Below are 240 nucleotides of genomic sequence, written 5' to 3'. Positions count from 1 at the left end.
CGACTACCGGATTAGTGGGACCAAGCGCCGTCTGAATTGGCTGAAGGACAAGCTTGTCGAACTGGGGCTCTGGGGGAAGTATTCCAACGAGAAGCGCATCCCTGCCGCATATATGCGCGCTAGTAGGGCAGAGCGCTTGGAGTTGCTGCGCGGCCTGATCGACTCTGACGGCTGGGTCGAGTCGTTCAACAGCATCCGATTCTCGTCGTCATCTATCGACTTCGCCGGGGATGTGCAGGC

1 protein-coding gene is annotated in these 240 nt (G+C 58.8%); it reads left to right on the top strand.

Annotated elements, in window-relative coordinates:
* Positions 1-112: 112 nt before the first annotated feature.
* On the top strand, positions 113-240 hold a 128-nt coding region (locus tag RMT89_RS46445; RefSeq protein WP_399499125.1), incomplete at its 3' end, for an LAGLIDADG family homing endonuclease.

The organism is Streptomyces sp. P17, from assembly GCF_032436805.1.
Taxonomy (GTDB): domain Bacteria; phylum Actinomycetota; class Actinomycetes; order Streptomycetales; family Streptomycetaceae; genus Streptomyces.
The sequence above is the reverse complement of the archived record's forward strand: the minus strand, read 5'-3'. Positions and strand labels throughout refer to the sequence as shown.